At 32.2% G+C, this 16,041-nt stretch carries 15 protein-coding genes; all 15 read left to right on the forward strand.

Annotation, left to right across the window (positions count from 1 at the left end):
* Positions 1 to 237 precede the first annotated feature (237 nt).
* The 15 genes from QRE67_RS07745 to pssE all read left to right on the forward strand — a co-directional run bounded on the left by QRE67_RS07745 (position 238) and on the right by pssE (position 16,031).
* The gene (locus QRE67_RS07745; protein WP_286124319.1) at positions 238 to 963 is read left to right on the forward strand and encodes a P-type ATPase actuator domain-containing protein; all 726 of its coding nucleotides are present in this window, start codon (positions 238 to 240) and stop codon (positions 961 to 963) included.
* A gap of 156 nt (positions 964 to 1,119) precedes the next feature.
* On the forward strand, positions 1,120 to 1,986 hold the full coding sequence (locus QRE67_RS07750; RefSeq protein WP_286124320.1) for a 5'-3' exonuclease: 867 nt from the start codon (positions 1,120 to 1,122) through the stop codon (positions 1,984 to 1,986).
* Between the two features lie 216 nt (positions 1,987 to 2,202).
* A complete protein-coding gene (locus tag QRE67_RS07755; protein WP_286124321.1) occupies positions 2,203 to 2,958 on the forward strand; it encodes a YveK family protein in 756 nt (251 codons plus the stop codon).
* A 92-nt stretch (positions 2,959 to 3,050) separates the two neighbouring features.
* Entirely contained in the window at positions 3,051 to 3,680 is a 630-nt protein-coding gene (locus QRE67_RS07760; protein ID WP_286124322.1) for an AAA family ATPase, read from the forward strand.
* Positions 3,681 to 3,928: 248 nt separating this feature from the next.
* Positions 3,929 to 4,564, forward strand: coding sequence for a sugar transferase (locus QRE67_RS07765; protein ID WP_286124323.1), 636 nt, complete (start codon positions 3,929 to 3,931; stop codon positions 4,562 to 4,564).
* An 8-nt stretch (positions 4,565 to 4,572) separates the two neighbouring features.
* A complete protein-coding gene (gene wecC / locus QRE67_RS07770) occupies positions 4,573 to 5,868 on the forward strand; it encodes a UDP-N-acetyl-D-mannosamine dehydrogenase (protein WP_286124324.1) in 1,296 nt (431 codons plus the stop codon).
* 169 nt (positions 5,869 to 6,037) lie between these two features.
* Positions 6,038 to 7,822, forward strand: a complete 1,785-nt coding sequence (locus QRE67_RS07775; RefSeq protein WP_286125212.1) for an alginate lyase family protein — start codon at positions 6,038 to 6,040, stop codon at positions 7,820 to 7,822.
* Positions 7,803 to 9,164 carry a phenylacetate--CoA ligase family protein gene (locus QRE67_RS07780; protein ID WP_286124325.1) on the forward strand — a complete coding sequence of 454 codons (1,362 nt, stop codon included), beginning with the start codon at positions 7,803 to 7,805 and terminating at the stop codon, positions 9,162 to 9,164. The genes QRE67_RS07775 and QRE67_RS07780 overlap by 20 nt, the downstream gene beginning before the upstream one ends.
* A 13-nt stretch (positions 9,165 to 9,177) precedes the next feature.
* Entirely contained in the window at positions 9,178 to 10,260 is a 1,083-nt protein-coding gene (locus QRE67_RS07785; RefSeq protein WP_286124326.1) for a glycosyltransferase family 4 protein, read from the forward strand.
* A gap of 4 nt (positions 10,261 to 10,264) precedes the next feature.
* Positions 10,265 to 11,581 carry a flippase gene (locus QRE67_RS07790; protein ID WP_286124327.1) on the forward strand — a complete coding sequence of 439 codons (1,317 nt, stop codon included), beginning with the start codon at positions 10,265 to 10,267 and terminating at the stop codon, positions 11,579 to 11,581.
* Positions 11,574 to 12,830: an O-antigen ligase family protein gene (locus QRE67_RS07795; protein WP_286124328.1), complete on the forward strand. Its 1,257-nt coding sequence runs from the start codon at positions 11,574 to 11,576 to the stop codon at positions 12,828 to 12,830. The genes QRE67_RS07790 and QRE67_RS07795 overlap by 8 nt, the downstream gene beginning before the upstream one ends.
* Positions 12,827 to 14,014, forward strand: a complete 1,188-nt coding sequence (locus QRE67_RS07800; protein WP_286124329.1) for a glycosyltransferase — start codon at positions 12,827 to 12,829, stop codon at positions 14,012 to 14,014. The genes QRE67_RS07795 and QRE67_RS07800 overlap by 4 nt, the downstream gene beginning before the upstream one ends.
* A complete protein-coding gene (locus QRE67_RS07805) occupies positions 13,992 to 15,116 on the forward strand; it encodes a glycosyltransferase (RefSeq protein WP_286124330.1) in 1,125 nt (374 codons plus the stop codon). The genes QRE67_RS07800 and QRE67_RS07805 overlap by 23 nt, the downstream gene beginning before the upstream one ends.
* Complete coding sequence (gene pssD, locus QRE67_RS07810) at positions 15,082 to 15,555, forward strand: PssD/Cps14F family polysaccharide biosynthesis glycosyltransferase (RefSeq protein ID WP_286124331.1); 474 nt, start codon at positions 15,082 to 15,084, stop codon at positions 15,553 to 15,555. The genes QRE67_RS07805 and pssD overlap by 35 nt, the downstream gene beginning before the upstream one ends.
* Positions 15,552 to 16,031 (forward strand): PssE/Cps14G family polysaccharide biosynthesis glycosyltransferase, encoded by a 480-nt coding sequence (pssE, locus tag QRE67_RS07815; RefSeq protein ID WP_286124332.1) that lies wholly within the window; start codon positions 15,552 to 15,554, stop codon positions 16,029 to 16,031. The genes pssD and pssE overlap by 4 nt, the downstream gene beginning before the upstream one ends.
* The last annotated feature ends 10 nt before the right edge of the window (positions 16,032 to 16,041 follow it).

A 16,041-nucleotide genomic window follows, 5' to 3' on the forward strand; every position in this document is an offset into this window, starting at 1 on the left:
TCGGTTCCGTTACCCATATACTTCAAAACAAAAATATATGATGTAGGCAGGAAACGACTTGTTCCTCCCTCTATATTTATCATAAGATAACGTTTTACGAACGGTTATTCGTTATGCCTTGTTTAAACATAATCGTTAGTTGAACGCGTCACTCTTTAACAGATTTTCAGTCGTTAAAGCAGGATAAATCGAGAAACAAAGCGTTTCTTCCTATGCTATAAAGGAGGAGACGATAGTATGTTATATGTAAATAAACTTGTGGGTAACATGTCTCAAAAACAAAGTAAAAAAGTGATGAAAGAACAATCTATGCTACAACAAAATAGAGAGTTGTTAATTGAAATTGCAACGAGAGATGTAAAGTCTGTATTTGCTTATTTTAAAACAACGAGAAATGGCCTTTCTAGTCAAGAAGCGAAAAAGCGTATGCACGTGTATGGAAAAAATCAATTATCTTCTGAACGAGCATTGATCGCTGATATTATGATGAAATTAGGCGAGATCATTCCTCTGTTTTCAAAACATCATGTTCATAGTGAAACAGAGCATGAGTCTATGACAGTTACTGTTTCAAGAGTAGAAGAGTGTGCTGTTCAAGGAGCGAACAGTGATTCTAAAATGATGGAGCTTCCAATTGAAGAGCTTGTTCCTGGCGATATGATTTTTCTTTTTGCAGGTGATATTGTTCCGGCAGACGTACGTATTATTTATGCAGAGGATTTCTTAGTAAATGAGTCTACGGTAACAGGGAAAGAAACAACTGTCGAGAAATTTGAAAGCTGTTATCATCTTGAGCGTAAACGATTTATCCCATTGAAACGTATGAAAGATTACAATCCACTTGAACTTGAAAATGTATGTTTTATGGGTTCACATATTGTAAATGGAAATGCAAGAGCTGTTGTCGTTTCAACTGGGAAAAACACATATTGTGGATTATTGAACACATGTTGTGAAAAATGACTGTCTAGAACTTGTGGTTGGAATAGATAAGGATGCTAAATATAGAAAAACAATGTATAATAGATAGAGTTGAAAAGATACGTAGAATGGTAATCTATTTATATATAACCTTACGTGATGACGTGAGGTTATTATTTTTTTATTAGGAGAGGAATTATGAAAAAAGTATTGTTAGTCGATGGTATGGCACTATTATTTCGTGCTTTTTACGCAACGAGTGTTTACGGACAATTTATGAAACGACAAGATGGTACCCCGACAAACGGGATTCATGGCTATATGAAACATTTGTTAACTGCTACGCAAGCAATTGAGCCGACACATATTGTAACGTGCTGGGATATGGGCAGTACAACGTTTCGAACAGAGTCTTTCTCGAACTATAAAGCAAATCGTGCGGCACCACCGGAAGAATTAATTCCACAATTTGATTTAGTACAAGAAATGACAGCTCATTTGTCCATTCCTGTAATTGGAATGAAAGGCTATGAAGCAGATGATTGTATCGGTACATTAGCGAAAGTATATAAAAGTGAAGCAGAGGTATATATTTTAACAGGTGATACAGATTTACTACAGCTCGTGGATACGAACGTTACGGTTATGCTACTTCGTAAAGGAATTGGAAACTATGAGTACTATACACCAGAGAAGATTATGGAAGAAAAAGGGGTAGAACCTTGGCAAATCGTCCACGCGAAAGCGTTTATGGGAGACACAAGTGATAACTATCCAGGTGTAAAAGGAATCGGTGAGAAAACAGCATATAAGATCATTCAAGAGCATGGTACAGTAGCAGCTGTTTTAGAAAATATTACGTCATTAACGAAAGCGCAGCGTACAAAAATTGAAAGTGATTTAGAGAACTTAAATATATCATTACAATTAGCGCAAATTCATTGTGAAGTTCCAGTTTCTTGTTTGTTAGAAGAAGGACTTCATACAATTGATGAAGTAAAAATGCGATTTGTCTGTCAGCAGATGAACTGGGGAAGACCAGAAGTATTTTTAAAAATGTTATAAAAAGAGCGGTTCCTAGACAGGAGCCGCTTTTTTTAGTATGAGGTAAATTTATTATAAATTCGAGAATAAATTTAAAAAAAACAATGTACTATATTACATTATACTTCAAAATATTCGTATTAATGGAAAAATACGTCGAAATTAAGTGGTAAATTTAGGATAAAAACTTAGAGAATGATGTTATAATCTATATAAAATATAATACGGGGCGATGATATGGAACAAAAAATTAATTTATCTTTTTTGGCAGCAATTCTCAAAAGAAACGTATTACAAATAACGGCAACAACATTATTTTTCTTATCAATAAGTCTTGCATATGTGTTCTTTATAACGAAACCTGTGTATGAAAGTTCAACTCAGCTCATAGTAAATCCATCAGCACAACCAAATGCTAATGTTGTATACAATGAAATTCAAGCTAATCTACAGCTTATTAACACATACACACTCGTATTAAAAAGCTCCGCAATATTAGATATAGTACGAACGAACCTTCAATTAAATGAATCTACTAGCACACTCCAAGAAAAAATCACAATTGTAAATGAAAAGAATACGCAAATCATGTCTATTACTGTACAAGACGTGAATCCAAAGATTGCAAAATCTATAGCTTCAGAAGTTGCAAATGTGTTCTTACAGCATTCGCAAGACAAAATGAATGTGAAAAATATAGAAATACTTTCTGAAGCCAAGGAACCAGAATTTCCTGTAAAACCAAACAAAAAAAATTATGTATTAGCATCTATTATATTTGGAATTGTAGTAGGTATGGGATTAGCGATAGTAAGAAATATATATAACGATAAAATTTGGTTTGATGAAGATGTGAAAAATATTTTACAAGTTCCGATGATTACAGTGATAGAGGAAAAAAATATTGATTTATCTAATACGAATCGAGTACAAAATTTATATTCTCGAAATTCTACGAAAATGAAAAAATTAGAAGGAGATAATCACCTGTAGTTACAAGAAACAATTTATGTGAAAGTACGATTGGTATTTACCGGATGATGAAACCGGAAAATTTTTAACTTTATAACAGGTAGGTGGTTCACATGTATAAACTTTTTCGGGAGAGAAATAAAGACAGAAGAGTGGAAGAAGGGGTTACAAGTTACCGAAAAGCAAAATTGAAACTAGAAATATTGAATATAAAAAAAGGAATGAAAACATTTGTTATTACTGCACCTGAAAAAGAAAATGGGGTTTATACATTTACATGTATGATAGCAAAAATATTTGCAGAAGAAGGGAAAAAGGTATTAGTAATTGATACAGATTATGAAGGTGCAAATATTCACCACCATTTGCAATTAGAAAAACGACCGAGTGATGATTCTATGCTTGATAATAGGATATCTCCTCTTATCTACAAGTCACACTTAAAAAATTTATACGTAGTACCGGCGAAAGTTTTTAATTCTGAATATTCAGAAAAAGAAAATTATATAGATTCATTAAAATTATTATTTGAAAACAGTCATAAAGGGTTTGATATTGTCTTGATCAATGCTATGAGATTCAATGAAAATGCAACGACACAATTGTTATCCAGCTTATGTGATGGTGTTATTTTTATGATTCAAAAAGAGTATACAAGAAAATCAAAGCTTTATGAAACGCGCAGTATCGCTGAAGAGCTTTCCGTTCGTGTAATTGGATTTGCAATGAACAATACTCGTTAGAAAAAAAGTATGTATATAATATTTTATGATTTAGGTAATATCTCCTCACCTATATCAATGGAGGTACTCGGCTATGCTGTGGGTAATTTTATTACCTTAGATGCTTGTCATCAATAGTATGGTGTGAGGATGGGTTAGATGCCTAAATGTAAGAAAATTCATGCTAGTTTTTTGTGGAGGTATAAGGTTATGAGAATATTTACTAATGTAAGGACCGCCAAAAAATGAACTCAAATCAAGAGATGCCTATGAAAAAAATGTTGTACATGCAACCGAGGAAACGGTATGTGATCGGTAAACGATGCATGGATATTATAGGGGCGTTATTTGGACTTATTTTATTAGCACCATTACTCGTTTTGGTAAGCATCTTCATTAAATTAAGTGATAGAAAAAGTAGTGTGATTTTTAAGCAAGAAAGGGTTGGGAAAGAAGAATGCGTATTTTATATATATAAATTCAGAACAATGGTATACGATGCGGAAGAACAACTACAAGCATTATTACCACATAATGAAGTAAGTGGAGCGATGTTTAAAATAAAAAATGATCCTCGTGTTACTAAATTTGGTCGGATATTACGTAAGACTAGTATTGATGAGCTACCTCAGCTATGGAATGTATTAAAAGGAGAAATGAGTTTAGTAGGACCAAGACCACCACTAGTAAGAGAAGTAAAAGAATATACAGAATACGAAAAACAAAGATTATTAGTTATACCAGGGTGTACAGGAATATGGCAAATAAATGGTAGAAATCAATTGTCATTTCAAGAAATGGTGGAATTAGATTTGATGTATATACAGAATCGAACAATCATGTATGATATAAAAATTATTATTAAAACCATTCGATATTTATTTAAAAATAATGGAGCATATTAATGTAGGGGATGAATGAAATGAAAACATGTGTAGTTGGATTAGGATATATTGGTCTTCCCATTGCTAGCTTATTAGCATCACAAGGCTATCAAGTCCACGGTGTTGATATTGATGAAGAAGTAGTTCGAACCATTCGAAATGGAGATACACATATTATTGAACGTGACTTAGATTGTATAGTGAAAGAAGCTGTACAAAATGGAACATTAACGGTTTCAACTAAACCTATACAAGCAGACGTATTTATTATTTCTGTTCCTACACCTATTACCAAATACTATGAACCGGACGTGAGCTACGTTAAAAATGCAGTTGATTCTATTATACCAGTTCTAAAAGAAGGAGATCTTGTTATTATCGAATCAACATGTCCAGTTGGAACAACAGAGATGGTTGCAGATGTAATTGAACAAAAAAGGCTTGATATAACAGTTCAGGGTAGTAATAAAGGAAACGAAAAGAGTAGGATTTATGTAGCTTATTGTCCTGAACGCGTACTTCCGGGACATATATTACAGGAACTAAAGATGAATGATCGAGTAGTTGGAGGTATGAATGAAGATTCTACTAGGAAAGCAAAAGATTTCTATAAAGGATTTGTAAAAGGAAATCTATTAGAAACAAATGCAAGAACAGCTGAGATGGTTAAATTGACAGAGAACTCTTTTAGGGATGTAAATATTGCATTTGCAAATGAACTGTCAATTATTTGTGATCAATTACAAATTGATGTTTGGGAATTAATTTCCCTAGCAAATCACCATCCAAGGGTCAATATTTTACAACCAGGGCCAGGGGTAGGAGGGCATTGTATTGCAGTAGATCCTTGGTTTATAGTCAATTCTGCACCAGAACAATCGAAACTGATTTATACGGCACGTATTGTGAATGATAATAAAATGTATCATGTGGTGCAAAAAATAAGAGAGCAAGCAGTAAAATTTAGTACGCCAACAATTGCTTGTTTTGGATTGTCATTTAAAGCAAATATAGATGATTTACGAGAAAGTCCAGCCATGAAAATTGTTGAACAATTAATAGAGTTTGAGGATAAAGAAGAATTATTGGTTGTTGAGCCGTATATATCAACACTACCATCTAACCTTCAAACAGGAGGAATTCGTTTAACGTCAATTGATGAAGCACTTGAAAAAGCAGAAATTATTGTGTTTTTAGTTGATCATGACAAGTTTAAATCTATTAATCAAAAGTTATTGATAAACAAGACAGTGATAGATACGAGAGGAATGATTAAATATAGTGCAAGAAAACAGCATCTTACACAAATGGAATACAATTCCTAAAAAGAAGTTTTTTCAAAAATCGTTTAGGAAATCTATAACGATGTGTAAAGATATGATTCGCAGAAGGTGGATATCTCGTTATCCTATTACAGCTTCTTATATCGATTTTTCTATGTTTCAGTCAGATTGGTGTTTTTTCTTTACGGAGGATGAGAAAGAGCAGTTTATGATGCAGTTAAGTAACGTACAATTACAAGAAATCCAAAAGGATGCTGACAGAATATGTAAACGTTTTTTTCGAATATTGGGTTCAGGAATATGCGATGTAGGAGAGAAACTTCCTTGGCATATTGATTTTAAAGTGGGATACGAATGGAAATCACAGTATTACAAAAAGATAAAGAAAATTGATTTATATAATGATGCTGATGTGAAAATACCGTGGGAACTTTCGCGTTGCTATCATTTTTTTACGCTGGGAAAAGCATATTGGATTACACAAAATCACCAATATGTAGAAGAATTTATAAATCAAGTTGAAGATTGGATCGAAAGTAATCCAGTAGAAATGTCGGTAAATTGGACTTGTTCAATGGAGGTTGCAATTCGAGCAATAAATTGGATGAGTGCATATATGTTCTTTGAAAAATCTCCGCTTATAACAAAAGAATTTAAAAAAGGTTTCTTTCAATCTCTTTATTTACATGGAGTATTTATTTATAAAAACCTTGAAAATAAAGGAGAGTATCGGGCAAATCATTATTTGACAAATATAGTAGGGCTCATTTGGTTAGGAATTTTTTTTCGAGGTTTAAAAATAACAAAATCTAGTTCTTACCAACCGAATGTATGGTTAGCTTTTTCACTCAAAGAATTAGAAAAAGAATGGGAGAACCAAGTGAATGTTGATGGGACAAATTTTGAATCTTCTACCGCCTATCATCGCTTAGTAACCGAAATGTTATTGTTAACAACAATCTTGTGTGAAAAAAATGGAATAGAACTATCAATGAAATATAGTATTGTATTAGAGAAGATGTGTGAATTTATAAAGGATATAACGAAAAAAAATGGGTTATCACCGATTATAGGGGATGCAGATGATGGACGATTACTCATTTTATCTCAATATGGAAATGAAGATAAACGAGATTTTCGCCATGTTTTAGCAATTGCAGGTGAGTTTTTTAATCGGGATGATTTTCGGGCTTATGCAACTAGCCATGAAGAAAATGCTTTGTGGATATGTGGTTCTTTTAAAGCTATAGAAAGAAAAAATGAATATACCTCTAAAGCATATCCCGATGGTGGGTATTACTTGTTGAAAAATAAGGAAATTTATTGTGTTGTTCGTTGTGGAGAACTTTCTGTTCGTGGAAGAGGTGTTCATAGCCACAACGATATGTTGAGTATTGAATTAAACGTGTCAGGAGAAGATTTTTTTATAGATTCAGGAACATACGTATATACTGCAGACTATAAAATGAGAAATTTGTTTAGAAGTACAAATATGCATAATACGATTCAGGTGAATGAAGAGGAGCAAAATGATATACATGAAACCTTGTTATTTTCATTACCAGAACAGACTTTTGCAAAATGCTCTTTGTTTACAAAACAGCATTTTATAGGAACACATAGAGGATTTAGTGATCTTATACATGAGCGAGATATAAAGCTACAAGAGAATAAAATATGGATAAAAGATTCTTTTTTTGATAAACAAACAACGAGTGGGAAAATTTGTGAATATACATCAAACTTTGTTTTAGATGATGATGTAACAATTGACATAATGAAAACGGGGTGTAGATTAAACAAAAAAGGTCTACAACTTTATGTGGAAGTTTTGCATGGAGAGTTGTTTGTAGAAGATTGTATGATTAGTAAGAGTTATGGTACAAAAGTTAAAAGTAAAAAATTAGTGATAAAGGGAAAAAATCAAAATACATCATGTAACATAGGGGTGCTAAAAAAAAGGAGCAGCGATAAGAATGAAGAGGTTCGTTTCTAATACATTGCGACATATGTATTATAAAATACCTGATTATATAAGATGCGGGAAATTATACCGAGATATGTATATGTTTTTGGAAGAATCACAGTGGTGGGATAAGAAAAAGCAAGAAGAGCACCAAATGCTAAAGCTTCAAGAATTGTTACAATATGCCTATGAAATGGTTCCGTACTACAAGCGGATTTTTAATGAACGAGATCTTGCTCCTAAAGATATTCAATGTATGAATGATTTGAAATTAATCCCTTACTTAACCAAAGAAATTATTCGAGAACATTTAGAAGAATTTATTTCTATTCAGTATAAAAAGAAAAAGATTCAATATGTAACAACAGGTGGATCAACGGGTGTACCGTTTGGTTTTTATCGACATGATAGAACAGAATTGACAAAAGAATGGGCGTTTGTTACCCACATTTGGGGAAGGGCTGATTATAACATACGTAAGGAAAATCGACGAGTGATTCTGATGGGACAAAGTGTTACAGCAGGAACAAAATGGTTTGAATATCGGAAACGTCAGTTGTTTTTATCTTCTTCACAATTGAATGCTCAAAATATAGAGGCATATTTCAAAAAGATTGAATCATTTCAGCCAGATTTCATTCAAGGATACACATCTTCTCTTTTTCTTTTAGCTCGGTATATGATAGAACATGGATTACAACTTCCTTCCTTCCATTTAAAAGCAATTTTATGTGTATCAGAAAATATTTTACCGGAACAAAGAGCCATCATTGAAGCTGCTTTTAATAAGAAAATACTATCATTTTATGGTCATACTGAGCATGCTGTAATCGCTGGAGAATGTGAGAATAGTACAATGTACCATTTTGAAAGCCAGTATGGAATTGTAGAGTTTGCAAATGGTAATCAATTAGTGAATCAAGAAGACGAAGTTGGAGAAATAATTGCAACTGGTTTTCATAATCCTGTTATGCCTTTTATTCGTTACCGAACAAAAGATTTAGCAGTATGTACAAATAAAGCATGTTCATGCGGAAGGAACCATGTACTAGCAAAAAGAATTTTAGGAAGGGAGCAAGAAGTTGTTATAACCAAGACGGGAAATAAAGTAATTTTGACAGGAGCTTATAAAGTGATCTTTTCATTGCAGGAACAAATTGAATTGGCTCAATTTTATCAAGATCGACCAGGTGTTGTTATATTGAAAATTGTGAAGAAAAATACGTATAGAATCGAGAGTGAGCATTTAATCTTAAGGGAGTTATATAAAAAATTTGGAGATAGCGTGGATATTCATATTGTATATGTGGATGATATTGAAAGAACACAGAGAGGAAAGCAATTGTTTCATATTCAAAAGTTAAAAGTGTAGGAAAGGAGAATGTATGCGTATTGTTATGGTTGCACCATACCCACCCCCAGTTGGTGGAGTATCTGTTCATGTAAAGAGAATGAAGCAATATTTGGAAGTAAATGGATATACGTGTGCGGTTTATAATGAAGCAAAACGGGATGATATTGCGGAGCAAGTGTATAAGATAGAACGATATATTAAATTTGTTTGGCAAATTCCGTTTTTAAAAGGGGATATTTTACATTTTCATTCACCGGATATACGAGTAAGAATGTTGTTAGGATTTTATAAAATATTTAGAAAAAAAATTATTTTAACAGTTCATGGAGAAAGTTTATACTTTCAACTGAAAAACGCAGGGAGAATAAAAAGATTTTTTTTAATCAATAGTTTACGTCGTATAGATAAGGTTATTTGTGTAAATGAAAGGAATACACAAGAGTTGTTGACATTAGGGTTTCAAAAACAAAATGTAATGACACTTCCTGCTTACGTACATCCGATTGAAACACAATATGATGAGAGAGGGATTTCTAATGAAGCATGGGATTTTATCAATAAAAGTTCCTTTTTAATTTGTGCAAATGGATGTGTACGTACTTCGAATGAAAAAGATATATATGGTTTTGATTTATTAATCCACCTCTTGAAACGAATTCATTCAAACGATATACAAGCAAGTCTCTTTATAGCTGTTTTAGATGTGGGTGGACAAAATGATAGTGAGAAAGCATATTATGAGAGTTTGAAAGATCAAGTCAGTGCATACCATTTGAATGACTATGTATATTTTTATGAGGTGAAAGACACCGAGTTTTATCCTGTTCTCAAAAATAGTCATCTATTTATTCGTCCTACATTAATGGATGGTTTTGGAGTATCAATTGCGGAAGCTATTTATTTTGGTGTTCCAGCAATTGCAAGTGATGTTTGCAAAAGACCTGAAGGAACCATTGTGTTTCCCTCTCAAAATATGAATGCTTTAGAAGCTAAAACACTAGATGTTATACAACATTATTCTACTTATAAAGAAAAACTATCGCAATATAAATCACTAGACTATGCAGAAAGGTTATGTGATGTATATAAGCAAATTGTTTCTTTAGAGGAGTAACAATATGAAACAAGTGAACGGCGTAATTGTGAAAATGAGATTAGATATATATATGCTTTGGAAGAAAATCATTGAAGTAGGTTTTTTTCATTTGTTATCTGCTAATGTGTTTATTCAGTTAGCAGGTTTTAGTGGACAGATTTTTTTAACAAGATGGTTAACTGTTGAAGAAATTGGAAGAATCAAAGTTCTACAGTCATTTACAGCAATATTTGTATTGTTAGCTACCGTGGGAATGAATACGGCAATTTTACAGAAATGTGCAGAACAACAAGGGGAAGAACGGAAGAGATGGTACTTTTTAGTAGGAATAAAGATTAGTTTATGTAGTGCTCTTTTCCTCACAAGTATTGTATTTATTTTAGCGGATGTGCAACTTATTTCAAAGGATCGTTTAATTAATGAAGCGATGAAAATGTATTGTTTATTAATCCCTTCTATGGTTATTAACGGAATATTAGTTGTGTACTGGCAGGCGCAAAAAAAGGTGAAACTTCTTTCAAAAGTTCAAATCTTTACTAAAATGCTTGTATTAACGATGAGTATAATAGCAGCACTTTTTTTTCATTTTCAAGGCTATATTATCAGTCTTGTACTATCAAACTGTATAACAGTTCTCTTTTGTTTATATCTAGTACGGGCGGATTTGAAAGATTTTTTTAAGGTGAAAATGGAATGGATTTATGTACGAGCACTTTTGAGAATGGGCTTATTTGCGTGCTTAACAAATTTATTAGGACAATTACTGTCGACAATTAATATTATTATGCTGAGTTATATGACGGATGCTAGAACTGAAATTGGATATTATAGTGTAGCACAGCTAATCATTGGCGCTATGATGATGATTCCTCAGTCATTTAACGGAATTATGATTCCGTATATTTCTGAAAAATCAAAAAACATAAATGAGATACAAAAAATTGTAAATACGTATCGAAAAAGAATGTTTCTATTAATGACGGTAATGATAGTTTTTGTTGGCTGCATTGTACCGTTTTGTATTCCCTTTGTATTTGGTGAAACATACCGTTCCTCTGTCCCTTATTTTTATTTATTATTAGCAGGTTTATATTTCTGGAGTTTATATTCTCCGAAAGGGATTACGATGATGAGTATAGGGAAGATAGAAGGGAATTTTTATACGGGAATTGTCGCTGTTATTATGAATGTAATTTTGAATTATATTTTTATCAAAGAGTATGGAGTATTAGGAGCTGCCTGTGCCAATGCGGTTACATACTTCTTTACTATTTTTGTAAATCATTTCTTTTATCAAAGGATGATTAAAAAGGTAACAAGGGGTTTAAAGTATGGATAAAACGGTGTATTCGTTACAAAATATGCAATCTCAAAGGTTCATTACAATTCATTACAGCGTTTACTTTTTTTTATCACTGTTTGTATTGAATGAGACGATTCGGTCTACGATTCAAAGTACATTTACATCATTTAATTTGTTATTTTTGATTATAAGTATTGCTTGTATTCTATTCTATTTTATTAAGCAACGTATATTGGTAGGTTTATTTTATCTAGCTTCTTTTGCGTCAATGATTGTAATGATTAACAGTATTTTCTTTCTTCATTATGATAGCCGCCAATTGATTTTAACAATTACATCTGTATTGATCCCATTATATTTAGTGAGCATTCAGCTAACAAAAGATGAAGCGCTGCATACCCTCGGGAAATTTTTGTTTTTTTTTAACATATTAATAATTGCTTTGTTTTGTTTTGGCTTAGTAGATTATGTGACGAACCGTTATCTACAGTTAGAAATGGCAAGTACCATATTTGTAGGGAAAGATTTAAGTAGTCTTATATATAATGAAAATTTATCAAATATTTATCGATTGTACTCTTTCATGGGACATCCATTAACGAATGCAAAGTATTTTTTGTGTTTCTTTATACTAAATTTCATTTATAGTTCGAAAAAAAAGACATTACTCCCCCCCTATCTTATCATTCTTATTACAGCGATTGGCTTACTATTAAGCGGAAGTAAAACAGCGCTGTTTTTATTTTTATTTTTGTTGTTATTCGTGTATCAAACAAAATATCGATTTCTCTATTATATAGGGATAGTAGTATTATTATTTTTTTTATCTCAATCCAGTTTATTTCAAGACAATCTATTACAGCGCTTTACGACGGGAATTGAAAATAATGATGTTTCTTCTGGACGTAATGATTTAATAGAACAACTTCTCAAAGAAGGGAAAGAATTGCCAAACGTATTATTTGGAAAAGGTGAGAATTATTCCCGAATTGTCGCACAAAGTTTTCATGATGATACGCAAAATTTTGAATACCCATTGTTAATGCTTTCATATGATTATGGATTAGTAGCAGTAGGGATAATTTATTTTTTATGTTTTTTATATCCAGCGTATCTTTTACTAAAAAAGAAGGAGTACCGTATATTATGTTATTTTCTAATCTGGTCTCTCATGATTAATTCATATAATGCAATGGCAAATTTGGGAAATGATACATTTGCTCAAGTTTGTTTTATTACCTTAATAATTCAAAGTTTGGTGAATGATGGGAGAGAAGAAATATGAAAAAATTGCTGGTTGTTGCGTATTATTTTCCACCTTATGGATCAGTAGGGGGAGTAAGAATGACAAAGCTTGTTAAATATTTTCATAGGTTAGGATGGGAATTAACGATTGTAACAGTGAGTGAAGAATATTATGAAAAAAATGAAATAGATTACAATAAATTAGCAGATATTCCTGAAGCTGTAGAGGTAATACGTACAAAAAGATGGGCTACATTTACGTCTTTTCAAGAAGAAGGGCTGTATTGGGCATTCCCGCTGTATAAGGAATTAAAGAAACAGGTAACGACTACAAAGTTTGATTATATTTTATACACAGGAGGCCCATATTTTCATTGGATTATTGCTCCAGTTTTAAAAAAGAAAATGAGAATTCCATATATTTTAGATTTTCGAGATCCATGGTTATTAACCCCGTATAATCAATCGGCAATAAGAAGAAGGGTTGCAGGCAAAATTGAACCAAACGTTATTAAAGAAGCAAGCTTTATTTTAAATGTTACTGAAGATGCAACGAATATGTATAAAAAGCAGTATTGCAATGAAAAAGACAATAAGTTTATTACAATTCCAAATGGCTATGATCCAGAAGACTTTACAAATGTTATTGAAAAAAGTAGTAATGTTGAAGGGATTAAGATTGTATATACAGGGAAATTTGGGACATTTCGAAATCCGTTTCCTCTATTCCATGCAATTCAAAAATATAATGAAGGCCATGAGGAGAAGATAAATTTTATTCATGTTGGTAAACAAGAAAAAGTAATTCAAGAGTTTATAGAGAACAAACCAACTATGAGAAAGTACATACATGAAACTGGTTTTCTACCATATAAAGAAGCGTTGCAATATGTTAAAGGAGCTGATTATACAGTTCTTATTTCGGGTGGGCATCCATATGAACCAACTACGAAGGTATATGACTATATGGCATTGCATAAACATATTTTATGTATAAATGATATTCGTTATGGTTATTTGCATAATTTATTATTTGATCAACCATTTTCTTCTGTAGTAAATAATGATGAAACGGAGATTTATGGAGCACTTATGGACTTAAATAAACGAAGAGAAGCTGATACGAAGTATATAGACACAGACCAATTCAATCGGAAGAATATTTATGAGAATTTGAATGACATATTAAAGGAGATTTGTCATGAAGATATTGCTCATATCTAATATGTATCCAAGTGCAGATTATCCTGCTTATGGAATATTTGTGAAAAAAACGGCGGATTTATTGGTAGAGGAAGGAATGGAATTAGAGCCCATTGTTATGTATAAACAAACAGCTTTGTTACAAAAAGCACTGGCTTATGTATGCCACTATATAAAAATCATGTGGAAATTATTGTTTTATTCCTACGATATTATATATGTACATTATGCATCACACAATGCCTTGCCAATTTTGCTTATAAAATTATTGAAAAGAAAAATTAAAGTTTATACGAATGTTCATGGAAGTGACGTCATTCCTGAGACGAGTATACAACGACTATTACAGCCATTTGTACATCTATTACTAAAACATTCCGCTTTTATTATTGTACCATCTGTATATTTTCAAAATATTATTAGAGAGAAATATAGGATAGCCACTCCAATTGGAGTTTTTCCATCTGGTGGCATTAACAGAGAAATATTTTATCCTGCAGAAGCGGAATTTTCTACCCTACACTTGTCGCCGCAATATCGTTATATTGGTTATGTCGGTAGAATCGATTATGAAAAGGGGTGGGATGATTTAGTTTATTCCTTTTCAGTTTTAAAAAGGGCTGATGCTCTTCCCTTTGTGAAATTAATCATGGTGGGAAATGGGAAAAATAAAAAAGAGTTACAGAAACAAATTCAATCATTGGCTATACAAGATGATGTTATTTTATTTGATTTTGTCTCTCATGAAACACTGTGTCTTTTATATAATATATTCGAAGTTTTTGTATTTCCAACGAGGAGAATCGGAGAGAGTTTAGGATTGGTGGGATTAGAAGCAATGAGTTGCGGGTTGCCGGTTATTGGTTCTGAAATTGGTGGTTTAACAAGTTATATTTTAGATAAAGAAAATGGATTGTTTTTTCAGCCTGGGGATCGAGAAGATCTAATAGAAAAGCTACATGACTTCCTTTCGTATTCAGAGGAAAAAAAAGAATATATGCGAAAAAAAGCAATTGAAACAGCAGCACCATATGAACAGCATAGAATAAAAGAGGTGTTTATTAAGTTCTTTTATAAAGGAGTATGTTATGAGGAAACGAGAAATGAAAATTTGTCTCACTAGTTCGTCGGGAGGCCATTTATCACAAATTTTTCAGCTCATACCAATCGTTAAGGAGTATTCATATTTTTTTATAACGGAAAAAAATATGACAACGGCGTCTTTACGACAACAACATAAAGTTTATTATTTACAACAACAAGAGAGGAAAAATCTCTTTTTTTTATTTGTTTTTTTACGAAATATATGGTTGTCACTGCTGTATGTATGGAAAGAAAAACCTAGTGTTGTCATTTCAACAGGTGCTGGTGCGACATTTCCCGTTTGTTTATTTGGAAAATTAATGGGCGCTCAAATTATATTTATTGAAAGCTTTGCAAAAGTACATTCACCAACGATTACGGGAAGAATGGTTTATCCCTTAGCTGATCGTTTTTATATTCAGTCACAAGAGCTAAAAAAATTTTACCCGAAAGCAGAATATAAGGGGGGCATATATTGATATTCATTACTGTTGGAACACAAAAGTTTGCATTTAATCGATTGATTCAAGAGTTAGATGAATTAGCTCTCAAAAGAAAAGTTTCGGAAGAGATGTTTGCACAAATTGGATATTCAACATATATACCTACGCATATCGGGGTGAAAAAGATGCTAACACCAAAAGAATTTTCGGTATATATGGAACGTGCTAGCATTGTGATTACGCATGGTGGTACGAGTTCAATTATTCAAGCGTTGAAACAGAAAAAGAAAGTCATTGTTGTACCAAGAAGAAAGAAATATAAAGAACATGTTGATGATCATCAAGTTGAAATTGCTCAAATGTTCTCTGAATCTGGTATGGTAGAAATTTTAAATGATGTTTCCAATTTGTTAGATCAATTGCAAGTAGTAAAACAAAAAGAATATAAACCTTATATCGAGCGAGAGTCTGGTTTAGTGCAGGATTTGGCACTTTACTTAGAGCGAATATAGAGAGAAAGGA

This window comes from Bacillus sp. DX3.1 (assembly GCF_030292155.1).
In the GTDB taxonomy this organism is placed as follows: Bacteria; Bacillota; Bacilli; order Bacillales; family Bacillaceae_G; genus Bacillus_A.